General features: G+C 56.8%; 26 protein-coding genes. 14 read left to right on the top strand and 12 right to left on the bottom strand.

Annotation, left to right across the window (positions count from 1 at the left end):
* Window positions 1-28: 28 nt before the first annotated feature.
* Window positions 29-817: an SDR family oxidoreductase gene (locus DNK59_RS21195; protein WP_092315065.1), complete on the bottom strand. Its 789-nt coding sequence runs from the start codon at window positions 815-817 to the stop codon at window positions 29-31.
* Window positions 818-871: 54 nt separating this feature from the next.
* Complete coding sequence (locus DNK59_RS21190) at window positions 872-1,972, bottom strand: alkene reductase (protein WP_110724491.1); 1,101 nt, start codon at window positions 1,970-1,972, stop codon at window positions 872-874.
* A 149-nt stretch (window positions 1,973-2,121) separates the two neighbouring features.
* On the opposite strand from DNK59_RS21190, the gene DNK59_RS21185 reads away from it, so the two are divergent.
* Window positions 2,122-2,709 (top strand): TetR family transcriptional regulator, encoded by a 588-nt coding sequence (locus tag DNK59_RS21185; RefSeq protein ID WP_177431282.1) that lies wholly within the window; start codon window positions 2,122-2,124, stop codon window positions 2,707-2,709.
* Window positions 2,710-2,737: 28 nt separating this feature from the next.
* On the opposite strand, the gene DNK59_RS21180 is transcribed toward DNK59_RS21185, so the two are convergent.
* Window positions 2,738-5,449: an AAA domain-containing protein gene (locus DNK59_RS21180; RefSeq protein WP_110724489.1), complete on the bottom strand. Its 2,712-nt coding sequence runs from the start codon at window positions 5,447-5,449 to the stop codon at window positions 2,738-2,740.
* Between the two features lie 210 nt (window positions 5,450-5,659).
* Entirely contained in the window at window positions 5,660-6,547 is an 888-nt protein-coding gene (locus tag DNK59_RS21175; protein WP_110724488.1) for a LysR substrate-binding domain-containing protein, read from the bottom strand.
* Window positions 6,548-6,655: 108 nt separating this feature from the next.
* Between DNK59_RS21175 and DNK59_RS21170 the strand changes: the two genes are divergently transcribed.
* Both DNK59_RS21170 and DNK59_RS21165 read left to right on the top strand, forming a co-directional pair.
* Entirely contained in the window at window positions 6,656-6,991 is a 336-nt protein-coding gene (locus tag DNK59_RS21170) for a carboxymuconolactone decarboxylase family protein (RefSeq protein ID WP_110724487.1), read from the top strand.
* Window positions 6,992-6,997: 6 nt separating this feature from the next.
* The gene (locus tag DNK59_RS21165; RefSeq protein ID WP_110724486.1) at window positions 6,998-7,372 is read left to right on the top strand and encodes a tautomerase family protein; all 375 of its coding nucleotides are present in this window, start codon (window positions 6,998-7,000) and stop codon (window positions 7,370-7,372) included.
* A 61-nt stretch (window positions 7,373-7,433) separates the two neighbouring features.
* Here the strand turns inward: DNK59_RS21165 and DNK59_RS21160 are convergent, their stop codons facing one another.
* The 3 genes from DNK59_RS21160 to DNK59_RS21150 form a co-directional block, all read right to left on the bottom strand.
* Window positions 7,434-8,258: a GIY-YIG nuclease family protein gene (locus tag DNK59_RS21160; protein ID WP_110724485.1), complete on the bottom strand. Its 825-nt coding sequence runs from the start codon at window positions 8,256-8,258 to the stop codon at window positions 7,434-7,436.
* A 120-nt stretch (window positions 8,259-8,378) separates the two neighbouring features.
* Window positions 8,379-8,798 (bottom strand): hypothetical protein, encoded by a 420-nt coding sequence (locus DNK59_RS21155; protein WP_016966845.1) that lies wholly within the window; start codon window positions 8,796-8,798, stop codon window positions 8,379-8,381.
* A 133-nt stretch (window positions 8,799-8,931) separates the two neighbouring features.
* Window positions 8,932-9,717: a response regulator transcription factor gene (locus tag DNK59_RS21150; protein ID WP_092315055.1), complete on the bottom strand. Its 786-nt coding sequence runs from the start codon at window positions 9,715-9,717 to the stop codon at window positions 8,932-8,934.
* A gap of 138 nt (window positions 9,718-9,855) precedes the next feature.
* On the opposite strand from DNK59_RS21150, the gene DNK59_RS21145 reads away from it, so the two are divergent.
* Both DNK59_RS21145 and DNK59_RS21140 read left to right on the top strand, forming a co-directional pair.
* Window positions 9,856-10,959, top strand: coding sequence for an extracellular solute-binding protein (locus tag DNK59_RS21145; protein ID WP_110724484.1), 1,104 nt, complete (start codon window positions 9,856-9,858; stop codon window positions 10,957-10,959).
* A 165-nt stretch (window positions 10,960-11,124) separates the two neighbouring features.
* Window positions 11,125-12,297, top strand: coding sequence for a contractile injection system protein, VgrG/Pvc8 family (locus DNK59_RS21140; protein ID WP_110724483.1), 1,173 nt, complete (start codon window positions 11,125-11,127; stop codon window positions 12,295-12,297).
* A gap of 7 nt (window positions 12,298-12,304) precedes the next feature.
* Here the strand turns inward: DNK59_RS21140 and DNK59_RS21135 are convergent, their stop codons facing one another.
* Window positions 12,305-12,742 (bottom strand): hypothetical protein, encoded by a 438-nt coding sequence (locus tag DNK59_RS21135; protein ID WP_110724482.1) that lies wholly within the window; start codon window positions 12,740-12,742, stop codon window positions 12,305-12,307.
* An 88-nt stretch (window positions 12,743-12,830) separates the two neighbouring features.
* Between DNK59_RS21135 and DNK59_RS21130 the strand changes: the two genes are divergently transcribed.
* Window positions 12,831-13,487, top strand: a complete 657-nt coding sequence (locus DNK59_RS21130) for a trans-aconitate 2-methyltransferase (RefSeq protein WP_371920310.1) — start codon at window positions 12,831-12,833, stop codon at window positions 13,485-13,487.
* A 21-nt stretch (window positions 13,488-13,508) separates the two neighbouring features.
* On the opposite strand, the gene DNK59_RS21125 is transcribed toward DNK59_RS21130, so the two are convergent.
* Window positions 13,509-13,955, bottom strand: coding sequence for a hypothetical protein (locus DNK59_RS21125; RefSeq protein ID WP_110724480.1), 447 nt, complete (start codon window positions 13,953-13,955; stop codon window positions 13,509-13,511).
* 524 nt (window positions 13,956-14,479) lie between these two features.
* Here DNK59_RS21125 and DNK59_RS21120 point away from each other — a divergent pair.
* From DNK59_RS21120 to DNK59_RS21110, 3 genes are all read left to right on the top strand, one after another.
* Complete coding sequence (locus DNK59_RS21120; protein ID WP_110724479.1) at window positions 14,480-15,274, top strand: NYN domain-containing protein; 795 nt, start codon at window positions 14,480-14,482, stop codon at window positions 15,272-15,274.
* A gap of 76 nt (window positions 15,275-15,350) precedes the next feature.
* The gene (locus DNK59_RS21115; protein ID WP_256596525.1) at window positions 15,351-16,022 is read left to right on the top strand and encodes a hypothetical protein; all 672 of its coding nucleotides are present in this window, start codon (window positions 15,351-15,353) and stop codon (window positions 16,020-16,022) included.
* Window positions 16,023-16,077: 55 nt separating this feature from the next.
* Window positions 16,078-16,674: a hypothetical protein gene (locus DNK59_RS21110; protein WP_110724478.1), complete on the top strand. Its 597-nt coding sequence runs from the start codon at window positions 16,078-16,080 to the stop codon at window positions 16,672-16,674.
* Between the two features lie 54 nt (window positions 16,675-16,728).
* On the opposite strand, the gene DNK59_RS21105 is transcribed toward DNK59_RS21110, so the two are convergent.
* Window positions 16,729-17,364, bottom strand: a complete 636-nt coding sequence (locus tag DNK59_RS21105; protein ID WP_110724477.1) for a type II toxin-antitoxin system HigA family antitoxin — start codon at window positions 17,362-17,364, stop codon at window positions 16,729-16,731.
* Entirely contained in the window at window positions 17,361-17,651 is a 291-nt protein-coding gene (locus tag DNK59_RS21100) for a type II toxin-antitoxin system HigB family toxin (protein WP_256596524.1), read from the bottom strand. The genes DNK59_RS21105 and DNK59_RS21100 overlap by 4 nt, the downstream gene beginning before the upstream one ends.
* A gap of 229 nt (window positions 17,652-17,880) precedes the next feature.
* Between DNK59_RS21100 and DNK59_RS31695 the strand changes: the two genes are divergently transcribed.
* The 5 genes from DNK59_RS31695 (at window position 17,881) to DNK59_RS21080 (ending at window position 21,103) form a co-directional block, all read left to right on the top strand.
* Entirely contained in the window at window positions 17,881-18,162 is a 282-nt protein-coding gene (locus DNK59_RS31695) for a hypothetical protein (protein ID WP_146249924.1), read from the top strand.
* A gap of 285 nt (window positions 18,163-18,447) precedes the next feature.
* Window positions 18,448-19,257, top strand: coding sequence for a class D beta-lactamase (gene blaOXA, locus DNK59_RS21095; protein ID WP_110724475.1), 810 nt, complete (start codon window positions 18,448-18,450; stop codon window positions 19,255-19,257).
* Between the two features lie 77 nt (window positions 19,258-19,334).
* The gene (locus DNK59_RS21090) at window positions 19,335-19,850 is read left to right on the top strand and encodes a RidA family protein (RefSeq protein ID WP_256596523.1); all 516 of its coding nucleotides are present in this window, start codon (window positions 19,335-19,337) and stop codon (window positions 19,848-19,850) included.
* 287 nt (window positions 19,851-20,137) lie between these two features.
* The gene (locus tag DNK59_RS21085) at window positions 20,138-20,701 is read left to right on the top strand and encodes a hypothetical protein (protein WP_110724473.1); all 564 of its coding nucleotides are present in this window, start codon (window positions 20,138-20,140) and stop codon (window positions 20,699-20,701) included.
* Between the two features lie 24 nt (window positions 20,702-20,725).
* Window positions 20,726-21,103 (top strand): hypothetical protein, encoded by a 378-nt coding sequence (locus DNK59_RS21080; protein WP_110653312.1) that lies wholly within the window; start codon window positions 20,726-20,728, stop codon window positions 21,101-21,103.
* A 375-nt stretch (window positions 21,104-21,478) separates the two neighbouring features.
* On the opposite strand, the gene DNK59_RS21075 is transcribed toward DNK59_RS21080, so the two are convergent.
* Window positions 21,479-22,282, bottom strand: coding sequence for a LuxR C-terminal-related transcriptional regulator (locus DNK59_RS21075; protein WP_110724472.1), 804 nt, complete (start codon window positions 22,280-22,282; stop codon window positions 21,479-21,481).
* Window positions 22,283-22,387: the final 105 nt, after the last annotated feature.

Genomic DNA, 22,387 nt, shown 5'->3' with positions numbered 1-22,387 from the left:
TCCGCCGCGAATGCTCGCTACCTGAAGATCACCGTTGGGCCTGGTAACGCTGGGCCACCGCGGATTGCCGGATCTGCCCCAGCAGGCCCTGACGCGCGCTCTGCAGGTCATCCCAGCGTTCGGCCTGTTGCAGCGGCGGGATCGTCACCGGTTCGCGCCGATCGAAGCCGACCAGCGCGGCGTCTACCAGATCGCCCACTTCCATGATTTCGTCCAGGGTGTTGATGTCGACGCCGGAGCGATCCCAGATTTCCGTGCGGGTGGCGGCCGGCAGCACGGCCTGCACGTACACGCCCCGGGGGGACAGTTCCAGGCTCAGGCCTTGGGACAGGAACAGCACGAAAGCCTTGGTCGCGCCATACACCGTCATGCCGAACTCCGGCGCCAGGCCCACTACCGAACCGATGTTGATGATCGCGCCTTCGCCGGCCTTGGCCAGGCGCGGGGCGATGGCACTGGCCAGGCGCACCAGCGCCGTGGTGTTGAGGGCGATCAGTTGGGCAACGCTGTCGGTGCTCTGCTCGATGAAGCTGCCGGACAGGGCGGCGCCGGCGTTGTTGACCAGGATGCCGATGCGCGCGTCGTCGCGCAGACGGGCTTCAACGCTGGTCAGATCGCTGAGTTGGGTCAAATCCGCTTTCATCACCTCGACGGCGACCCCGTGTTCGCTGCGCAATCGGCCTGCAAGTGCATCCAGGCGTGCCTGGTCGCGGGCGACCAGGAGCAGATCATGGCCGCGTTGCGCGAAGCGCTCGGCGTAGGTGGCGCCGATGCCAGTGGAGGCGCCGGTGATCAGAACGGTAGGGCGTGGGCTCATGGGGGTATCTCTCTTTCGTAATGGGTGAAAACAGACAGCTCGGTTTCTGCTTGCTCAGCCTGCGCTGGCGTTCGATTCAACCAGCGTCGGGTAGTCGATGTAGCCCGCCGCGCCGCCGCCGTAGAGGGTGGCGGGATTGAATGCGGACAAGGCGGCGCCGGTCTTGAGGCGCTCCACCAGATCCGGGTTGCCAATGAACGGACGACCGAAGGCGATCAGGTCGGCCTGGTCTTCGGCGAGCCGCGAGGTCGCCAGGTCCAGGTCATAGCCGTTGTTGGCGATGTAGGTGTTTTTGAAGCGCTGGCGCAGGGCGGCGAAATCGAATGGCGCCACGTCACGTGGACCGCCGGTCGCACCTTCGACCATATGCAGATAAACCACGCCGAGGGCGTCGAGTTGCTCGACGAGGTAATCGAATTGCGCCTGCGGATCGCTGCTGGAGACACCGTTGGCCGGCGACACCGGTGACAGGCGTACTCCGGTACGTTCCGCGCCGATTTCGTCGATGACGGCCGCCGTCACCTCAAGCAGCAGACGGGCACGATTTTCAATCGAACCGCCGTAGGCATCGGTGCGCACGTTGGCGCTGTCCTTGAGGAACTGATCCAGCAGATAGCCGTTCGCGCCGTGAATTTCCACGCCATCGAACCCGGCGGCGATTGCGTTCGCCGCGGCCTGACGGAAATCGGCGACGATCCCCGGCAGTTCGTTGATATCCAGGGCACGCGGTTGGCTGGCCTCTTCAAAACGGTTGTTGACGAACACCTGGGTGGCCGCGCGCAGCGCCGAAGGGGCCACGGGAGCGGCGCCGTTCTCTTGCAGATCAACATGGGATACGCGGCCGACATGCCACAGTTGCACAAAGATCTTGGCGCCCTGGGCGTGGACCGCGTCGGTCACCTTGCGCCAGCCATCAATCTGCGCCTGGGTGTAGATCCCGGGGGTGTCCTGATAGCCCTGGCCTTGCTGGGAAATCTGCGTGGCTTCGCTGATCAGCAAGCCTGCGCCAGCGCGTTGGCTGTAATAGGTGGCGGCGAATTCGCTGGGAACAAAGCCTGCACCCGCGCGGTTGCGGGTCAGCGGCGCGAGGACGATGCGGTTCGCCAGCGTGAGGGCGCCAAGGGTGTAAGGGGTGAACAGATTCTGATCGGTCATCTGGTGTCTCTTCCGTGCCCGTGAGTGGAGGTCGGTGGTGCGTGCAGTTAGGATGATGATCGAAATCTAAACTGTCAATGGTTTTGATTATGCTCGACATCTATGTATGATTGAGCCCCTGATTTCCCAATGAACATGAGGTACTGCACGTGAGAGTGAGCAAGGCCCAGGCGCAGGCCAATCGAGAGCACATCGTTGAAACGGCCTCTGAGCTGTTCCGTGAGCGCGGTTTCGACGGTGTGGGTGTGTCGGATCTGATGGCGGCGGCCGGGTTCACCCACGGCGGCTTCTACAAGCATTTCGGCTCCAAGGCCGACCTCATGGCCGAAGCCTCGGCCTGCAGCCTGGCCAAATCCCTGGCAGCGGCGCAGGCGCTTGATGTGCCGGGGTTCATTGACGTCTATGTGTCGCGGGAGCATCGGGACCGGCGGGGCAACGGCTGCACCATGGTTGCGTTGGGCGGCGATGCGGCGCGCCAGCCGGACGATCTGAAAGCGACCTTTGCCGAAGGGATCGAGCACACCCTGCAAACCCTGGGTGACAAATACCCGACCGGGCCGGATGCGCCAGCGGGCGAGGGCAGAAGGAAAATGATCGACCTGCTGTCGCGTGCGGTCGGTGCGATCCTGTTGTCGCGCGCCTGTCCGGATGATTCAGCGCTGGCGGATGAGATTCTTCAGGTGTGCCGTGCTGAGATGCTGGCGTCGTTGGCGGTGGAGCAGGGCGAGTCGCGGTAATGGAGGTCGAAGCGCTCAACGCCGGTGCTTATGCGCCATGCGCAGGACTGGTCCACTGCCCGACAAAGTCGCCAATTCTCCGCTCAATGTCACTCTCAACTGTGCGCAACCGCAGAATGGGAAGGCCACTTCTAGCCAGAATTTCATTTTTCATGGCATCCCGAGCGGCCTGCACGGGGCGGTCGTGGTACCCGCCATCGACTTCGATCACCCCTATCGGTTTCTTGCCCACTTTGAAATAAATCACGAAATCGCAACTGGCGCGCCTCATGAACGCCCGCTGGGGCTCCGTCCAGTCGAGGCTGCTCGGTGATGCCAGCTTATCCAGCTGGATCTGTGTGTGGTACTTCAATGCCTGGCACGCCGGAGCGGATAACGCTTCGCGCAGCAACTGCGCCACGATCTGCTCAGACTTGTAGCGTGAGTCCGTTGACCGCAGGCGGGCGTCCAAGCGTGCCAGAGACTGGTCGTACTCGCGATACAGCAAGTCGAATGCCGACACCACCGGCGCACGCACGATCTGCTCGTCCTGCGCGTAATAGCTGATATAGCGGATCAGCGCGGCGATGTGGCCATTGTTGGCAGTGAACACCTCGTCGCCGGTCACCAGGGTGAAGCGCTGTTTGGCCCGCGACACTGCCACGTTGATCATGCGTGGGTCGTCGACGAAATCCAGGCGTGTTTGCGCCTGGTTGTAGCGCTTCTTATCCAGCACGGTAGAGAAGACGATCTCGTCGCATTCGCGTCCCTGGAACTTGTGCACGGTGTCCTTGACGAAATCCGTTGGCAAGTGGGTGTCGGACAGGGTGACTTGCGCCCTGAACGGGGCGATGTAACCGCGGCCTTCGCTGTCCACTCCTACAGGCTGCCCCTCGTCCTCAAGCACCTTCAGCAGGGAGTCCAATTCCCGAAGATTGGTGTTCTTCCTGGCGTGGTTGCCCTTGGCTGTCACCACCAGGCGCAGGGGGGCTTCGCCCTTGTCCTCGGTCATCGGCACCAGTGCGTCGTCGTAGTACTGCTGGTTGCAGAACTGGATGATCCTGGGGTGGCAGCGGTAGTGTTCTTTCAGCAGGGTCCTGGGCAGCGTGTCCTGGAACACGGCGATGCACGAATCCAGCAGGCTGTAGCGCTCGCAATCGTAGGCCTCGGCCGGTGCTTGAAGCCCCAGTGCCACAGGGATATGCGGCAACTGGCGGTTGTCTCCAACGACGATCAGGTTCTTTGCGCAGCCCAGTGGCAGGATGCCCGGCACGATGTCCTGCAAAGAGGCTTCGTCGATGATCACGTAGTCGAGGACCGCTCCCGGCGCGATCGAATTGACGATGGAGTGCGTGCCGCTGCCCAGAATAGGGAAGCGCTGCACGAAGGCATCGAAATGCCTGCAGTAAGTGTTGACATCAAAGCTCTCCGACGGCGCTACCTGAGGTTGCAGATGCTGCTTCAGATGGTGCATCGATGCTGTTGTCAGATCTTTGAGCAGGGCCGTGAAGTTTGCCCGTGCCAACGACTCACGGCACGCCTGCAGCTCAGCTTCCTTGTCCCGTAGCGACTGATCGTAGTAATGCATCTGCAGTGCATGGAAAACGGCCATGCGCGCCTCGCCGTCGGCGAATGGCCTGGTGCGAAAAATTCTGAACTTGAACAGGAGCTCGATACGGTCTTTGAGCTGAATTCGCTGCTCGCCGAGGTAAGCCAGGTAGGCCATGAGGTCTGCAGTCTTGCGCGGCGTCAGGCCGTATTTGTCGAGCGGGCCTGTGGCCTGCACATGGTTTTCTGCCTGCCATTGCTGCAGATAGCGCCGCTCGATGACCAGCTCGTCCAGTTCGATTTGCAGTTGTGCCGCCCTGTTGTGGTCTTGCAGGTGCTGCTTCAAGCGGCTCAGCAAGGTCTGGATCTCATCCAGAGATGGTGCCGGCTCGGTAGTACTTGATGGCCAAGCAGGCAGGTCGGCGAAGAAAGCCTCGCGTTTTTCCTGGTTGCCAAGCTTGGCGACCAAGTGGCCCAGACCGTATTTCTCCAGCTTTTCGTAGACGTTTTCCACGGCCGCATTGTTGTTGGACAGCACCGCTACCGTCTGCCCACGCAGCAGAATATTGGCGAGGATGTTGAGGATCGTCTGGGTCTTGCCGGTCCCTGGCGGGCCTTCAATCACGCTGACTTGCGCGCTGAACGCCTGTTCGACCGCCTGAAGCTGACTTTCGTTGAGCCCGAACGGATAGATGAGCCCCTGACCCGGCGCCAGCGTGCCGTTGTGCCCCGTGCAATAGGCTTGCAAGGCCGTGCCAGCGATGGCGGGCAGCTTTGCGAGTTGGCGCACCACATTATCGGCAATTTGATGATCAGTCTTCGATTGCGCGTGATCCCGTCGGGCATTCGCCACGCTCGTGAAATAGCGGAAGGCTGGCGTTTCCTTCATCGAAGTTGGGGCGGAAAATCCAATACCGTCCATCTTGAAGACGTAAGGTTTTTTGCCGCCCGAGTAGTGCACCACGGCATATCGCTCGCCGTAAATCTTGGCTTTGGCAATGGACTCGACGACTGAGCTGCCCGGCTTGTGCAGCAATACATTGGTCAGTTCGCGGGAGGGCAGAACTTGGCATTCACTGAGCGGGCGGGTGTACTTTTTCTTGGAGGGGTAGTGACAGGTCAGTTCCAGGGTTTCATTTTTGTCGCTCCAGCGAATCGTCCAGTCGCTGATCTTTGCGGTCTTGTCTTCACCATCCACCTGAATCGAAGCCATATTCCATATCCTTATGCGCATGACATCCGGCTTTGCCTTGCGCCGGATGCTACTTTCTCCAAGAGCGGCATATTGCCATCATCGCTTGCAGGGGCGATAGCCGGTTCACGCGTTTAGTCATCTTTCGTACTTCCGGCCCATAGCTTTCCTTTGCGTAGGGCTACTCATGGCTCATAGCCGTTGTCCGAATTGCCTCGTGAATGCCTTAAATCATGTTGTGCTCGTTAACCGATACGCCTGTTCTTCCAGGCTGGTCTTGATCAATGCGGCCAACAGTTGGGTGGCGGGTGTCGGCTCGCCGCCGTGGCTGTGCAGCACATAGCCAAGGCTTGGCACCGGGGGGAGGCCAGAAACAACGGTGAGATGGTTCGGCAGGCCGATGCGAGTTCGCAGCGTCAGGCCCAATCCGGCGGCGACGGCGGCCCAGATACCGCTGACGCTGGGGCTGGTGAGAGCGATCCGCCAGGGTATGTGCGCGGCATCCAGTGCCTGGATGGCGGCGCTGCGCAACAAGCAGGGTGCCTCGAACATGATCAGCGGCAGTGGTGAGTCATCTGCTGCCATGAGCAGCGGTGTATCGCGGGCCCCGATCCAGTGCATCGGTGTTTCGCCCAGGCGTGTGGCATGGGGCGAGATGTGCCCGGTATCCCAGGTCAGGGCCAGGTCCAGATTGGCGCTTTCGAGCAGCGCCAGCAGTTCGGCGTTACGGGCGATCCTGACTTCAAGCTTCACCCTCGGGTACGTCTGAACGAAGCGGCGCAGGATATCGCTCAGGAAATGTTCGCCGAAATCTTCTTGAAGCCCGAGGCGCACGGTGCCTGCGGTTTGGCTTTCACCCAGGGCCTGGAAAATCCCGTCGTTCAGCTCCAGCAACCGGCGGGCATGGCTGATCAGTGTTTCTCCCGCGGCGGTCAAGACCAGTCCGCGACCGGATTTGCTCAGTACCGGCGTACCTATCTGTTCTTCGAGTTTCTTCAATTGAGCGCTTACGGCAGACGTTGACCGACCGAGCCGAGTCGCCGCCTTGGCAAAACTGTTGAGCTCCACACCGGTGACGAAGGTGCGCAATACGTCAAGATCCAGAGTAGGGCGCCGCATTCAATGGTCCACTTATTTGGGATGATTGGCGCTATTAAATCTGATATTCGGCACAGTCGCGACTTGATAGTTTGCTCCCGTCAATTGGGACATCAGGGGAGGAACATCATGAATGCATCAAGGGCCACGGGACGAGAACACCAGAGCCGCTACCCGCAGAAATTCGCTGAGCTGACCGACAGCGTATTGTTTGGCGACATGTGGACGCGTAAGCAATTGACCCCCCGTGAACGCAGCCTGGCGACGGTGGCCGCGCTGGTGGCGATGTACCGTCTGGAACAACTGCCCTTTCATTTGAGGCGAGCCCTGGATAACGGCTTGACTGTCGACGAGCTGGCCGAAGTCATGACCCATCTGGCGTTCTATTCAGGTTGGCCGACCGCCGCCTCGGCGCTGAATGTGCTCAGTGAGCTACAAGCCTGCCTTGCAGAACCTCAGGAGTGATGGTTGATGCCGTTTGCACGAATTTCACTGCACCGCGGCCAGTCGGCCGAGTATTTAAGGGCGTTGTCCGCGGGCTTGCACGACGCCTTGGTCGAGAGCTTCGAGGTGCCGAGGTCTGATTGCTTCCAGGTCATTCACCAACATGAGCCCGGCGAGCTGATCTTTGATCCCCACTACCTGGGAGGGCCGCGCAGCCATGACTTTGTGCTGATTGCGATAACCGCGGGCCGCCCGCGAAGTGTGGCGACCAAGCAGCGTTTTTATCGCGATCTGGTCGATAAGTTGCAGCGGGCGACAGGGCTCAACGCGGAGGATGTCATGGTGGTGATTTCCACGACTGCCAGTGATGAGTGGTCATTTGGAGGAGGGCGCGGCAACTAGCCGTCGGGTTGGCGCGGCGTCTGTACTTGCGCCGCGCATCCGTTATCAGGGAGCAGGCGCCTCAGTTGCCGTTCAGCCCGCTGTCGCGGGTCAGAAGGCGGCGCTTCCAGTGAATTTCCTTTTGCATCATTTCTTCCTTGCCTGTGTGCTTGTCGGCAATTTCAAGAATGCTGAACCTGAAGTTTTCCGCGAAAGTCTCGCCACGCCGGGCGTGCAGGTCACGTATGCGGATGTTTCCTCCGTGCCCGTTATGGGCGTAGGTGACCCAACGGTCCCACACACCGCCAGTGCCGGTCGCGGAGCCCACATACAGCTGATGCTCGCCTTCAGTCCGGTCGGAGATGAGGTACACGCCTGCCACGCTGGAAAGTGCGGTTTGCCATGACTCCAGGCCTTGTTTGACGATGATGTTCAGTTCCCGATGAGAGATATCGACTTCCTTGAAACCGGGAAACTTGCCGACCGTCATGGGCCTTTCCAGGAGCGAGGACACCACCATGCTTTTCAGGCAGGTTTCCAGCCAGAGATAGTTTCCCCGCGGCTTGCTGTAGTCGAGTATCAAGCGACCTTCCAGCTCGGCGAATTCAGGCACGCGGCGGTAGTCGTACACCAAGTCATGCTGGTCGTTATCGCTCTTCGCCTCGTTGAGCTTGAGTGAGTCGTAGACCCCGGCCAGCAGCCATTTCTTGGTGCCGGGCAGTTCCACCAGGCCGATCACGTACTCGCATTCGAAATTCCTTCGCGACTGCCGCGACTGCCAGTCGTCGAATTCGCCGGCCAGGTAAACGTCCATCGGGTGGTCAATCCCGTTGTGTTGGGCTAGATGAACCTTGGTGTTCTGTGTGTTGAGTGACGGCAGGAGGCTGGTCAGAAGCTGTATGAGCATGAAGGATTGGCTCTATTGAAAGGTCGCAGGACGAAGCCTCAGATAGGTGCAGTCGCCTGAAACGGGGGGGGAATTACCCAACAATCGTTTGTGCAAATGGCTGGCAAGCGTAGGCGGCGGTCAGGAAAACCGTTGGCGACGCGCACCCGTTATCCGCGCTAGTGTTCCTCCCACCCACACCGCCGGGAGGATGATCAGGCAGCAGGTGAAATGCACCCAGCCCATTTGGTTCCCCAAGAAGATTCCCACCGGAACGCCCCAGACCAGCAGGATGATGACCCCGACCCAGATGGCGGGACGCAAGGTGCGGGTCGCCTGGATTCGGGTGCCGACAAATCCTCCGACGCCTGCCGCGATGGCCCAGCCAAGCACCGTCAGCCATTGGACGGTGTCGATGCTGACCAGTTGATTGTGCTGTTGTCTCCAGCCCGGTTCGCCAGGGGCCACGAACACCGGAGGGAGAAACTGTGAAATGACCAGCCCGAAAACAGGCAGCACCAGGGCGCAGGACAGCAGGCCGAAGAGAATGGCTTTAAACATGGGGTGTTCCACATCCGTGTTGAGAGGGGCTTGGAGGGTGTTGCTGAGTGGATCCGGGGTTCGTGAAGCATCCAGGTGAAGCAGCAGTTGGACTACGGCTTGCCGGGAAGGATCGTCATCGAGGTCGGTAGCGTCAAGAGAGAACCTCCTGCTTGGGCATGAAAAATCGAGCGAAGAGTTCGGACTGTGACTTGATGTTCAACTTGGCGTAAATGTTGCGGCGATGAACTTTGACGGTTTCTGCCGAGAGGGCGAGTTTGCCGGCGATCTCCTTGTTGGAGAAGCCGCTGAGCAACAGCCGGAGTACATCGCTTTCCCGTGTGGTGATCTGCGTGCCCACTTGGCCGATGGTTTCTGGCCATTGCGCTGGGGCGGCAAGGCTTTTCTCCAGATCGCTCTCAAAGCACATGCGTTGATGCATCAGTGCAATCACCCAGGGCTTGATCAGGTCGAGCATGGTGATTTGTTCCTGATTGAAACGAGCCCGGCTGCCAATGGAAATGCACAGGGTTCTATCGGCATCGAGTTGCACGTTGTATTGCACTTCATCCATGGAAATGTACTGGGCGAAATACTGGTGGTAGTACTCGGTTTCAACGAAGTACTCCGGGGCTATATCCAATAAGTGAAAGAAGCCGCTCTGCGGGTTTTCCCGGTTGGCGATGTAAAAGGGGTCCAGCAAGTAAAGTCCCTTTACATACAGATGAGTGAAGGCGTCCACCTCTTCCACATCGGCGATCTCGGGAAGACTGATCACTTGCACCTGCTGATTGCTGAAGATCAGTACAACCCAGTTATCGATCTGCACATATTCATTTAGCGTGCGAATCAGCGAACTCCAGAAGTCTGGGCGGTTCAACTGCATGATCAGTTTTCCAATCGATCGATGCCAGGCCAGGCTATGAAGGTCGAGTGGCATTTTCTACCCCTTTAGGGTTAGGGAATCGTGGGTCAAGGGTAAGTAATTGGAGGTATTTACTATTGGCTTGGGCTCGGTATATTCGCTTGCAGGATTTACGACAGCCATGAGGGCACGTCGTCTGGACAAGGATGTTGCATGAGAAAATCACCTTTGCGAACCGTTTTTTCAGCCGCGCTTCTCTGGGCCGGGATCAGCACATCGGCAGGGGCGGCAGAGCCCGGGATGTACCTGTACAACTGGTTCGGGCTGCTCGCGCCGGAAACCCCGAAAGAGTTCGAACAGGCCACCGGCACCCGCATTCACATGGATGCCTTCGACAGCGCCGAGATCATGCAGAGCAAGGTCATGGCCGGGCGCACGGGCTATGACGTGGTCGTGGCGACCTCCAATGTGCTGCCCAGCCTGATCCAGGCCGGAGTGCTGCAGCCGCTGGACCCGGCGCAACTGAGCAATCTGTCCCATGTCGACCCGGACATCCTGGCCCAGCTCGCGGTCAATGATCCGGGCAATCGTTACGCGGTGCCCTATCTGTGGGGCACCACCGGGATCGGCTACGACGTGGACAAGGTCAAGGCAGCCTTGGGTGACAATGCGCCGGTCAATAGCTGGGACTTGATCTTCAAGGAAGAGAACATCAGCAAGCTGCAGTCCTGTGGCGTGGCCATGCTCGATTCTCCCAGCGAGATCATTTCTATCGCCCTGAATTACCTTGGACTGCCGAGCAACAGCAAGAACCCGGATGACTACCAGAAAGCCCAAGCCCTGCTGCTGAAAATCCGTCCCTACATCCTTTATTTCGACTCGTCGCGCATCGACGCCGACTTGGCGGACGGCAACATCTGTGCGGTGGTGGGCTGGGCCAATGGTGCGCTTGCCGCGCAGGCCATCAATGAAAAGTCCAACACTGGACGGCGGATTACTTACAGCCTTCCGCGTGAAGGCGCATTGGTCTGGTCGGAGAATCTGGTGCTGTTGAAAGATGCTCCGCATCCCAAGGCAGGTCTGGCGTTTATCAACTACATGTTGCAGCCGGAAGTGATCGCCAAGACTTCAAATCACACGCTGTACCCCAATGCCAACAAGGATGCCACGGAGTTTGTCCAGCAGAAGTTGCGCGACAATCCGTGGATTTATCCAGACAAGCAAACAGTTGCCACACTGGTTCCACTTGAGCCGCTGCCATTGAAACTGGAGCGGATCCGCACACGAGTCTGGACCAAGGTGAAGAGCAGCATCTGATTTCGTTCGACTCTTCATCTTCTGCCCTGTGCAACTTCCCTAGCCAGTGCGGGCTCATTATTTACAACATTCGGTGAAATGTACTGGCCATGCGCAGAGCAACTCTTGCGCATGGCGGTATGTGCCTGCGTCCATTCAACACCTCAAGCATCAGGAGAACAGTGGATGTTCAGCCCAGCCCCTCAAACGCACTTCAACTTGACACTCGACGCACTTGATCAGGATGTACAAGTGCTTGCCTTCACTGGCGAGGAGGCGATCGGCAAGCCGTACTTCTTCAAGGTGGAGTTTGTCTGCGAGCGGCCAGAGCCCGAGCTGCAAAGCCTGGTCGACAGTGAAGCCTTTCTGGCCTTCGATACCCAGGGCAACGGCGTTCATGGACGCATCTATCACATCGGCAAAGACACTGAGCATGCACATCCGCAGCGCTACCACCTGGCCCTGGTCCCGCATTTGTCCTACTTGCGCCATCGCACCAACCAGCGCATCTATCAACAGTTTTCGGTGCCGGCCATCGTTGCCTTGATTCTCGAAGAACACGGGATCCTGGGTGACGCCTACCGCTTCCAACTGGGCTCCACCTACCCCAAGCGTGATTGCTGCACCCAGTTCGGTGAAACGGATCTGCACTTTATTCAGCGCCTGTGCGAGGAGGAAGGGATTCACTTTCACTTCCAGCACAGCGCTCAAGGACACGTGCTGGTGTTTGGCGATCATCAGGCGGTGTTCCAGCGGATCGAGCCAACCATGGTTGTCACGCCTGAGCCCGCCGGAGCAATCAACCCGCCGACCGGTGAATACCGCCGCGCGGCTTATCGCCAGGTGGAGGGGCAGGGGGCGTGCACCGCGCTGCACAGCGGCCATGTTCTGGACATCCCCGGCCCGCCTGGCCAAGAGCGTAATGAGGCATGGCTACTGACTCGGGTCATCCACGCAGGCGGACAACCGCAGCTGTCGGACGAGTACGCCGCCGACAACCCGGGCGCCGGGGACGGCCAGCAGTTGGGTTATCGCAATCGTTTCACGTTGGTGCCGTGGGACCTGGCCTACCGTCCACCTTCGGCGCACGAAAAGCCCCTGGTGAGCAGCCAGACCGCGGTGGTCATCGCGGTGGACGACGAGGCATTGCGCGGTGATCGGCACCTGGCAAGGCTCAAGGTCAAGTTTCCCTGGGACCGCGAAGGTCGCTTCGATGACAAAAGCAGCTGCTGGCTCGGAGGCGCCGCCAATTGGCGCTGTGCAACCACACCGTTGCAAGCGGGCGTGGAAGTCAGGGTCACCTTTGTTGAAAGCGATCCCGATCAGCCACTGATCAGCGGTTGCCTGTGCTGTGGCTAGCGCCCGGTCATTGTCCTGCGCTTCTGGCGGCGAAGGTTTCGCCGGTCAGGATGATGACGTTGTCTCTTGAGTGGACGCTGGTGATGCTGTTGATCACCACCTTGAGCGCACTGGAATTCGGCAACAGGAAAAAAAACAACTCGAAATACAGGTAGTCCTGGATCAAGCGTGCCGCCAGGTCCGGATGTTCTTGCAGCAGCGCCCTGAAGCTTGGGTAGCCAAGCGCTGCCAGTTCCGGAATGTCGACAAAGCCCTGGGCCAGATCGTCGGTCCTGCATTCGGCGTTGAAGGTGTCGGCGACGTCCAGAAAGCTTGGCGGCAGATCGCTGTGGTTGATGCGCAGTTCATAGGGCGATGCCGGGATCGACAGCGCCTCGCCGAAGCCCAGGCTGCGATAGCCGACGGTTCGCGGGTCGATGAGTTGGCCGGCTGAGGTGAACTTCATGCTGCTGTTCCGGGATTCGAGGTAGGTGAAATAGGGGGCTCTTATCCATGAAGCTTGATTAGAACTCTGTCAGTATCCGTGGCACTCAATGAGTCCATGGTCTTCAACGGAGGTTCAAGGAATGCAACGGCGAGATCCAGACAGGCCGTCAGGTTGGGAAGCTTACTACGCGCACCACACAGAGCGACCGATATCATTGCTTCTAGGTGCCGCGCTCAAGCGGCTGAGCCCTCAGGCGAGCCGGCGACAGGCCATTGATCTGGGCTGTGGCAGCGGCAATGAAACCCGCGGCCTACTGGAGGCTGGCTGGGATGTCATAGCGATTGACCAGGAGCGCGAGGCAATTGAAAGGGTCAACGCCATCCGCGCCGGCTTCCCGGGCGTCTGCTTGGAAACCCGCACGCAACAGTTTGAAAGCCTCGCGACATTGCCGGCTGCCTCGTTGATTCACGCGGGCATGTCGATACCTTTTTGTCATCCGCGGCATTTCGAGAAATTCTGGGCCCAGGTCAGGGCTGCTCTGCTGCCGGGAGGCCTCTTCGTTGGGCAACTGTTCGGCAACCGGGATGATTGGGCGGGCGACCCGTCGAGAACCTTTCATTCCGAGGCGCAGGCCCGTGGTTTGTTCCAGGGGCTAGATCTGATCAGCTTCGAGGCGCATGAATACGATGGTCCCAGCCTGCGCGGCAGCAAGCATTGGCACCGCTTTGATGTGATTGCTCGACGGCCAGCGTCCCACGCCTGAAGCGACAGTGCGTGGAGCGCTTCAGGCTGAAGGTGTGTGGCCATCGACCCGGTTGCATGGCCGGGACTCGGCCGCCGCGACGTAGTAAAGGATGTAGCCCGAATACACCAGCGAGCCGGCTGCCACTTCCTGCTCGAAGCAGTGCTTGAGTTCATCCTCAGCGGTAAAACCGTATTGCGCGAGCCGGTTCTCGGCAAAGCCGGCGAGCCTGGACAGGGTGACGCCGCCGATCTCGCCCTGCTCGCCAAAGTCAAAACTCACCGTTGCCGTTGGCAGGTGAACGGCGCAGCCATAGCCGTGCTTGAAGTACCGAATGCCGCCAGTCAGCTCCCCTTGCTGCGGAATATCGAACCCCGCCCAGTCGTTGTCGCTGGCGGGGAGGGGGATGGCGGATTGCTGCATCAATTCGACAGCGCAGCGGACGCTGGCCTGGTAGTCACAAACAAGTTGGGCTAGGTGCGGATTCATGGGCATTCACGTCGAGGTTGAAGGGGCGGGGAGCCTGTTTTTCCCCAGAAGCGCTTGATCAGTTCCTGCATCGCGTTGTAGTACCCGCTGCGCAGCCAATTTTGGCATACCCTGAGAATCGACCTTGGGGTGCCTGGCCTCTATCTATGGGTTGCATCTTTCAATGATGAGTTTTTGGTTCATTGGTGAGCTCGGAGCACAATGCCATTATCTGAGCTATAAACATCTCAATGGAGAGTGCTTTAGAGGGATCTACCAATGAGTAGCACTACGTCGACAATCCCGAGCTTCCACATTTCAGTATATCAAATTGAACTTTTCGGTTGTTCTGCTCTAACCGCCATGCTTTTTTCGGCAGCCATAGTAGATCAAGTGTTAACCGGCGATATGCTCCCTGATTACATAATGGCAAGTCAGGAATATTACTTCACGGGTGATATGTGCTCGATCTGATTTATATGTAGGTCACTCTTGCAGCTATGTGGCCAAGCGTCAGATGTAACTTCCGAAGAAAGGAGTCATTCATGAAAAGCGTCGCACTGATAACGATTCATGGCATGGGAAAAATAAAACCGGGGTATTTTCGAGATCTTGAAGAGGGGGTCATCGAAAAACTCGGGAGTAAGCAGTGGGATAAAGTGTCCTTCAAGAACATACAGTATGCCCCTATTTTACAAGGTCCTCAGGATAAGTTATGGGATGCCATGTTGAAGGAGAAAACCAATGAGCTTGATGCGCTGAAAATACGACAATTCTTTCTGTTTGGTTTTGGGGATGCCGGGTCTTTGGAATACAGTGCGCAAAAGGACCCTCGCAAATATCTTGATGTCCAAAAAGAAATCCAAAATGTTTTGCTGTCTGCATTCAAAGAGTGCGGTAGTGATCCGAATACGCCAATAGTCTTGATTGCTCAGTCTTTGGGCTGCCAAGTTATATCGAATTATCTATGGGATGCGCAAAATGGAAGGTATATATTTTCATCGCCCAATACCGGTCCGGAGGCGAATTTTCTTAAGCTGAAGTCGCTCAATAATCTAATTACAACGGGGTGCAATATCCCCATCTTCGTTTCAGGTCTGGACGCAAGGGTTTGCTTTGATCCGCCAAGCCCCAATTTTACCTGGGATAACTACTATGATCAGGATGACGTATTAGGCTGGCCATTACGCCAGCTTGGAAAGAATTACGACATCGTTCATGATCATTCGATAAATGCCGGTGGCATACTTTCGTCATGGAACGTCGCGAGTCATGGTGAGTATTGGTCTGACAAAGATGTAATTTCCGCAGTGTCGACAAGACTAATTGAACACCTATAGATGGATTTAAATGCCCCGGCGTCCAGATTTGTCAATGGAGTCCACGCTGGGGCAACGGTGTACCTGAAAAGCTCTGATGAATATCAGACTATGTGAGGGACAGGTTATGCTCTCAACTCCTCAGCGTCCTGAAATAGATAACAATACGATAAAGTTGCAAGTGGGCATAATAGCTATGGTGCTTGCGAATGTAACGGACTTTCTTTCGGGAGGGGACATAACTTCTATAAGTGCTTCGTATCATGAGAGTGAGTGGGGACGCAATTTGTTTGTTGGACTGCTTTTTGCGATATCTGCTTTTATGCTCGCGTACAATGGCTTTTCGCGAAGAGAGATGTTGTTTAGTAAAGTGGCGGCCGTTGCCGCATTTGGTGTTGCAACGTTTCCATGCGGGTGCAATGGATATATAGAAATCATACCTCATGTGCACTATATTTCTGCTGCTGTGATGTTTTCCATTTTGGCTTATTTTTGTTACTTGTTTCGTGGGCGTGCTGAGTCCAAGGGGCATGTTGAGGCAAGGCGCCGATCGGTGATTTATACCTTCTGTGGTGTCGCAATAGTTTTGTCAATGCTGGTGATGGTTGTTGATCATGTTTTTAATGGTGCATTGTCTTGCTTTATCTCGAGGCTGACTTTTTATTGTGAGCGGGTCGGTCTGATCGCATTCGGCATATCCTGGTTGACCGCCAGTAAGTTACTCCCGGTCATTTCTGCGGTCGGCGAGAGGACTCATCCATTTAAATAAACTTCTAAGTTGGAAAGTAACGTGTTTGAATCATTAACTACGCGAAAAAAAACGGATGTTTGACGAGCTGATATTTACCGGCGGAACGCCTGCAAAAGATGATGCCTATGTCGGTGGCGGGGCCTGCCTGCCCACGGATTTGGCTTGGCCCTGTTCGCCTGATGGCATGCCGCTCACACACCTCATGGCCTTTCCTGGACGTTGGTTTTCAGGAGCCTTGATCGACAGGAATTATTGGGTTTCGGTTTTTGTGCCCTACCAGCCGGGAGAAGTGGCTCACTATCGAAAGCTGCGTGCCATTGACGGTCGTTCGCAGGCGGTTGTCATGGGCTATGTGCGAGCCGGTTCCGAGCGGGATGAGGCTGCTCAGCCGATTTCAGATCGCGGTACCGTGCGGCTGGAGGTGAACTGCGACGCCGATGATGATGAAAACCTGGCTTCCAAGTTGGATGGCGTGGACGCTTGGCTGCAGTCGCCTGTTTCAGCGGGGGCAGGGCGTAGAAGGGTTTCTATTTATGGCGGCGATCTGGATGTAGCGCTGCCTCAGCATAAAGGCGTGCTTTCGGATGGCATGGGGTATCTGTTTCTGGATGAGGACTTTTCAGAGAGGGCAGGCGCGGGGATTGGCCGGTTCTTTTTGCAGTTGGGGTAGGGCGATCAGGCGCTATTGAACCGATGCTCAGAAAGGCAGCATGGAAACGCCCTATCACTTGGTCGGAGCTTTGCCCAAGTGCATGCGGCTCTTGGAAGCTACCCGTTTGGACTCGCCGGTATCGGCACTTTGTTCTGGGCGTAAGTTCCTTGAGATGTTGCGAACGCGGTGATGGGCTGGCGTTTTCTTGGCCTTTGTCCGAACGGTTTCGAGTGGTGCGGCCTTTCCCGAAGCTGCCGATACGAACGCCCTAGGCTCCATCGAAAATCGCTCTGCCAGCGCGTATGCCATCTTGTGAGTGATGGGGCGATCCCCACTGAGTACCTTGGACACCGCTGTTTTATCGCCAATTTCCGGGAGGTCAGAGCCCGTGAGCCCGAGCGTTTCCATCAGATCCTTGATCAGTTGCACGGGGGGGCAGGTCGCCTCAAAAGCAGCGTTCGATTCGCGAAACTGCTCGGCGTGGCGCTGGTAGGCCAGGATTTCATCCTCGAGTTCGACAAGAATTTTCTCTTCGACCTTGCTCAGCTCGCGCCCGTCTGTGAGTTCATCGAGCAGGTCGGTCGCACGTTCATAGTCGGCGGGGGTCTTGATGCCGTGCACAAACTCACCACGCAGGCGCTCCAGTACCGCGTGCAGTTCGCCAAGCGTTGCGATCACGGTTTGAAGTTCGTTTCGGGCTTCGCTCATCGTTTTACCCCTTGGTTTCTTGCATACCAGGCGTTGGCAAGGTCGTAGTCGGCATGTGTGTAGATGTGTTTGCCGTAAAACTTCTGTCGGGTGTAGTTGACGCCGCCGATCACCCTGAGATTGTTGCCGCCTACGTCGATCACGACCCAGTTCGCTGCGGCTCTCGGTTTGAACAAGTCGATCCCTTGCGTACCGAAAAGCTTTTGCAGGTCTGCGAAGCCCTTCGGGCGTGCCATCCTCAAAATCCGCAGGCAACGATCAAGCCCGGTCTTGTCGTTCGGATACAAAATCGCAAGTTGCGACCGTCGCGCTGAGTCATTTCAGCGACCTTGGTGATGTGCTGCCGGTTGGTGTCGTCAGCATTTTTTCGGTGCGCGAGATGCGCTCGAAACGCGGGTTGGCGAACCGAGAGAGACTATGGGTGTTGGGTCCCGGAGGGGACAAGTCAGACGCGTCTGTAAGTTTTGTAGGATTGCATTATGGGGCTTGGCGGTTTGAGAACGGGTCAATCAATCAATGAAATTCAATGACGGTGACAGGGTAAAAGTTAAGCCCCACGTGTGGTGGCCGAATGGCGGAGTTGGAGTGGTTTCGTTACCTGCGGCATATGTAAAGGAAGCCTTGGGTGGTGAAGTGGAGTTATCTAGCACTCAACGAACTATGGCTGGAAAAGACAGAATTATTACCAGTGTATGGATTGATTTTGATGAGCCGGCGATGGACTGCAGTGATGACGGCCCTTACCTCGGTGGCGAGGTTTCCTTGGAATATCTGGAGCATGTAGAGGGTGCGGTTTAAAAGGGCGCCAGCCTGGAAAGTAGCTTTCGTTTTGTTTTTTTCACGAGAATGCACGCATAAAAACTAGCCTCATCCTAGCGGCAATCCTTGACGCCCCTAGAGGGCTGCGGGGAACCGTCTCGTGATAGCGTGTGCCTTACTGAATGCTGTACTGCCTGTCGTGGAGGGACGATGACAGCCGTCAGGGGTATTCGGACACTGGGTGTAACACTAATTTTTTGAGAGGGTTTTCCAGTTTCATTTTACAATCCCGCCTGATCCCCTTCTATATAAGTGATTTTCTTAATGACTAAGTTAAGTGCCTCATGGCTAGCGATTTGTTTTGCTTTCCTTTCTGGAGCGGCATTGGCTAATGCCGACACAAGTGAGGTTGAAGTTTCAGGCTGGAAGAGCGTTTTCGATAAGTATAATGCCGCTGGAACGATTGTGATCAGGGATGAGCGTGGTGCCAGCGGCAAGGTGTACGTCTACAATAAGGACCGCTCAATCGTGCGTTATACGCCGGCCTCTACTTTCAAGATTCCACATACGTTGTTTGCCTTGGATTCAGGTGCGGTCAAGGATGAGTTCCAGGTGTTCAAGTGGAATAGGGAAATCAACGAAATACCCTCGCATAATCAAGATCAGACTCTGCGTTCGGCGATGCGATATTCGGCGGTATGGGTCTATCGAGACTTTGCCAAGGCTATTGGCGAACGCGGTGCAACTGACTATTTGCAAAAAATCAAGTACGGCAACCAAGGCGCGGCTATAAAAGTTCGTGACTATTGGATCAATGGTGGACTTGAGGTATCGGCTTCTGAACAGATTGAATTTCTCCGCAAGCTTTATAGAAATGAGCTTCCCTTCAAGCGCGAGCACCAATTGCTGACAAAAGACGTCATGCTGACCGGGGCTGGCCCGGAATGGATCATGCGCTCGAAAACGGGCCTGGGCCAGCGTGTCGGCTGGTGGGTGGGCTGGATTGAGTTGCCTGCCGGGCCGGTGTTCTTCGCGTTAAATATTGACACCCCCAATCGCATGGCTGACGCGTATAAGCGCGAGGCGATTGGTCGGGAAGTTTTGCAGGCGGTCGGGGCACTACCTGCTATTTGAAGTACGCATTGATGGTCTTTTCTATGAGTCATGGCGTTGGCGCCTAAATTTCTATCCGTGTGCTGGGGTATTGTTGCGTGCTTGTGAATCGAAGTGTTTTTATTGGCATGGTTGCTGTTTTTTCGCTTAACACTACCTTGATTCAGGCCAATGAGCAGGGGGTTATTCGTCACCCTGTTGCTCACTCTAATGTTCCTGTTTCAGCTGCTGTTGAAGTGCCAGCGTCGGCCTCTCTCGTTTATCTATCGGGAAAACTGCCACCATTGATAGACTCTTCGCAACCCAGCGATAGCCCCCTTGCGTATGGCGGTAACACTAAAGGGCAGACAGTGGCTGTGTTGACCGCCATAGAAAAAACACTGGCCGACTTAGGGTTGACGTTGGGTGATGTAATCAAGATGCAAGTCTTCCTGGTGGGTGACCCTGCATTGGATAACAAGATGGACTTGGCAGGGTTTACCGAAGGGTATGCAATGTTTTTCGGCGCTCAGGCGCAATCTAACTTGCCTGCGAGAACCCTCATGCAAGTATCGGGATTGGCGAATAAGGCGTTTCTTGTTGAGATAGATGTGATAGCGGTACGGCGGAACTAACCTTTTTAAAGGTGGCGGCATAATTGAACTGGTTTTCTTCAGGTAAGTTGCAGATTGCACTTCGCTTGTTTTTGTCCGCGAAAATGCTCGCGGTCACTTGCGGACGTTCCTCGGCCACCAGGGCCAACGCCATGGCCCACGCGCGGGTTTGGCTGGCTTGCTCCATGGGGGGGCTTGCGACCGTTGTTCTCGTCAAAGGCATAGGACGGATGTGCTAGATAGCCCTTTGCTGCATGTTCAGGGTGCGAAGCTATCGCCTTCAAAAATAACGGCAAAGGACCGCCCCCATGATCGCTTTTACAAGGCAGCTTTTGCCTGCCGCATTGCTGTGTAGTGCCCTCGCTGCCCAGGCGAGCGAAGTGCTGAAGGGCGACTACTGGGTCGTTCACTACCAGGGTGCCTTGGGCAAGAATCAGGTGTTCATCGCCGACGGCGACCCCAATCACATCGTCAATCGTCCAGGTGGCGCAAAATCATTGGGTGTCTATCTACTTTACGAAGAGCCCGGTAAACCCAACTTCACCGCTTACGATGTCGAAATCGATTGTGCGAAGAACCGCGTGCGCATCATGGGTGCGGCGGATTTCCGCAGCGTGTTCAATGAGTTTCACAATGCGAAGTATTCCAGCCAGTGGCAGAGCAAACCTGACCCCTGGCTGGCACAAAGCCGTGACTTTGTCTGTAAGCCGACTGAACGCCAGGCCAAGAAGATGGAGCACTTGGGTGTGATGTCCGCGTCGCAAATGAGCAAGGCAGGGCCGCAGCTCTTCCAGATATTGAATCGCGAGGCGGCCAAGGCGGCCATCATGCAGAAGATAGATGAAGGGTTCGCGCAGATGTCTGCCAAGTAACCTGGCCTTCAGGGAGAAGACCTTATGAACCGATTGTTTATGTTGGCCCTGCTCGCCACCTTGCTCAGTGGCTGCGCATCATTGTCGGCCAGCAGTGCCTGGAAAGATCGCCCGGTGGGCGAACTGATCGACTTCTTCGGCGTGCCAAGGCAGATCATGGTGGCGCCTGAGGAAGACATGGTCGTGCTCAGATATGTACGTGACAGTAGCTATGTTTCACGTGAAGCCGCGGGTACTTACACGGGGCCGCAGAACGGGCAACTTGTGCACGCTGAATACTGGGAAGACGTGCAGCACTCAGGCAGTTGTGAAATCAATGTGTTCGTCAACAGAGCGCGACTGGTGGAGAAGGTGCGAACTAAAGGACGTTGTGTAGCGGTCGAGATGGGGCCGGCAGGGTAGGAGTGGGCTGCTGGCGAGGGCAGATTCTTCGAACATGCGCATCAAGACAGTGGTCGTTGAGCTGCGCTACGGGCGCGTGTATGGCCCACTTTGGGGTTTGAAGAGATCGGTAACCCTGTACCAGGTCTCATCTGAGAACTCGTAACGCTTTGCAATTGCAGAATTCCTTCTTGTGGAGTAGTGGGGGCTCTACAAAAACTGAGCCCGCGAGGGGCAATGATTGGAGTTCCGGGTTTTCGTACAGAGTTTCCCGAAGCTGCACTTCATGAAGGGCAGGAACCGGCCAGTAGCGGCCTGTGACCAGGGCCGCAAGTAGCGGGCTCTGTACGCTGGCAAACTAACCTTATGGGCCTAGCAGGCACGGTCCTCTACGGTTCAGGTTGATGTTGCGCTGAGCGAGCCCTGAGCCTTTATGAACAGCGCGAACAGTTCAGGCTGCGACTTGATGTTGAGTTTGGCGTAGAGATGCCGTCGGTGAACCTTCACCGTCTCGGTAGAGATATCCAGCTTGCGCGCGACTTCCTTGTTCGAGCAGCCGGCCAGCATCAAGCGAACCACATCCACTTCGCGCATCGTCAGCGCTGCGCCTAGGCGCTGCATGACCATCTCCATTCCAGCCTCCTGCGCCAACTGCTCGGCCACGGGTTCTGCAGGCTCTGGTTCGAAGGCCATGCGCTGGCGCATCAAGGCGATTAGCCAAGGGCGGATCAACTCCAACAGGGCGATCTGCTCGGGGGTGAAGCGGAGCTTGCTGCCCAGAGACAGGCACAGGGTGCTGTCCGCACTCAGCTGAACATTGAACTGCACCTCGTCGGCGACCACGTTGTGGGTGAAGTACAGGCGGTAGTAGTCGGTTTGCTCGAAACACTCGGGAGCTACTTCGGCCAGACGCACCAGGCCGCTGCCGGGGTGCTCGCGACAGGCGATGTAGAAAGGGTCGAGCAGATACAGGCCCTTGAGGTAGTCGCAGTACAGCGGATCGCTGCTCTCACCCTCATATGGGCTCTCGGCAAATACCCGGGGGCGACCCTGGCTGAACAGCAGGACGACCCAGCTGTCGGCCGGCACGTAGTCCTGCAGCAAGCGACTCAATGCCAGCCAGAAGCCAGGGTGGTCGAGGCGCTCGATCAACTGACCGACAGCGCGGTGCCACGCCAGATCCTGCAGGGTCAGCCCCATGTCTACTACTCCCTGGGTTAGCTAATCCGGGTTATATGAAATTCAAAATGAAAACACATACTTACACCTCCCCTCTGGAAAGTCATAGTGTTTCCGGAGCCCACG

Source organism: Pseudomonas sp. TKO26 (assembly GCF_003225665.1).
GTDB classification, from domain to species: Bacteria; Pseudomonadota; Gammaproteobacteria; order Pseudomonadales; family Pseudomonadaceae; genus Aquipseudomonas; species Aquipseudomonas saponiphila.
The sequence above is the reverse complement of the archived record's forward strand: the minus strand, read 5'-3'. Positions and strand labels throughout refer to the sequence as shown.

Bases quoted from the DNA above. Each gene is read 5' to 3' on its own strand.
- DNK59_RS21110 (WP_110724478.1), top strand. From the start codon at position 16,078: ATGTTTGACGAGCTGATATTTACCGGCGGAACGCCTGCAAAAGATGAT.
- DNK59_RS21145 (WP_110724484.1), top strand. From the start codon at position 9,856: ATGAGAAAATCACCTTTGCGAACCGTTTTTTCAGCCGCGCTTCTCTGG.
- DNK59_RS21160 (WP_110724485.1), bottom strand. From the start codon at position 8,258: ATGCTCATACAGCTTCTGACCAGCCTCCTGCCGTCACTCAACACACAG.
- DNK59_RS21170 (WP_110724487.1), top strand. From the start codon at position 6,656: ATGAATGCATCAAGGGCCACGGGACGAGAACACCAGAGCCGCTACCCG.
- DNK59_RS21150 (WP_092315055.1), bottom strand. From the start codon at position 9,717: ATGCCACTCGACCTTCATAGCCTGGCCTGGCATCGATCGATTGGAAAA.
- DNK59_RS21075 (WP_110724472.1), bottom strand. From the start codon at position 22,282: ATGGGGCTGACCCTGCAGGATCTGGCGTGGCACCGCGCTGTCGGTCAG.
- DNK59_RS21180 (WP_110724489.1), bottom strand. From the start codon at position 5,449: ATGGCTTCGATTCAGGTGGATGGTGAAGACAAGACCGCAAAGATCAGC.
- DNK59_RS21140 (WP_110724483.1), top strand. From the start codon at position 11,125: ATGTTCAGCCCAGCCCCTCAAACGCACTTCAACTTGACACTCGACGCA.
- DNK59_RS21120 (WP_110724479.1), top strand. From the start codon at position 14,480: ATGAAAAGCGTCGCACTGATAACGATTCATGGCATGGGAAAAATAAAA.
- DNK59_RS21085 (WP_110724473.1), top strand. From the start codon at position 20,138: ATGATCGCTTTTACAAGGCAGCTTTTGCCTGCCGCATTGCTGTGTAGT.
- DNK59_RS21165 (WP_110724486.1), top strand. From the start codon at position 6,998: ATGCCGTTTGCACGAATTTCACTGCACCGCGGCCAGTCGGCCGAGTAT.
- DNK59_RS21135 (WP_110724482.1), bottom strand. From the start codon at position 12,742: ATGAAGTTCACCTCAGCCGGCCAACTCATCGACCCGCGAACCGTCGGC.
- DNK59_RS21175 (WP_110724488.1), bottom strand. From the start codon at position 6,547: ATGCGGCGCCCTACTCTGGATCTTGACGTATTGCGCACCTTCGTCACC.
- DNK59_RS21105 (WP_110724477.1), bottom strand. From the start codon at position 17,364: ATGAGCGAAGCCCGAAACGAACTTCAAACCGTGATCGCAACGCTTGGC.
- DNK59_RS21125 (WP_110724480.1), bottom strand. From the start codon at position 13,955: ATGAATCCGCACCTAGCCCAACTTGTTTGTGACTACCAGGCCAGCGTC.
- DNK59_RS21130 (WP_371920310.1), top strand. From the start codon at position 12,831: ATGAGTCCATGGTCTTCAACGGAGGTTCAAGGAATGCAACGGCGAGAT.
- DNK59_RS21080 (WP_110653312.1), top strand. From the start codon at position 20,726: ATGAACCGATTGTTTATGTTGGCCCTGCTCGCCACCTTGCTCAGTGGC.
- DNK59_RS31695 (WP_146249924.1), top strand. From the start codon at position 17,881: ATGAAATTCAATGACGGTGACAGGGTAAAAGTTAAGCCCCACGTGTGG.
- DNK59_RS21115 (WP_256596525.1), top strand. From the start codon at position 15,351: ATGAATATCAGACTATGTGAGGGACAGGTTATGCTCTCAACTCCTCAG.
- DNK59_RS21155 (WP_016966845.1), bottom strand. From the start codon at position 8,798: ATGTTTAAAGCCATTCTCTTCGGCCTGCTGTCCTGCGCCCTGGTGCTG.
- DNK59_RS21195 (WP_092315065.1), bottom strand. From the start codon at position 817: ATGAGCCCACGCCCTACCGTTCTGATCACCGGCGCCTCCACTGGCATC.
- DNK59_RS21190 (WP_110724491.1), bottom strand. From the start codon at position 1,972: ATGACCGATCAGAATCTGTTCACCCCTTACACCCTTGGCGCCCTCACG.
- blaOXA (WP_110724475.1), top strand. From the start codon at position 18,448: ATGACTAAGTTAAGTGCCTCATGGCTAGCGATTTGTTTTGCTTTCCTT.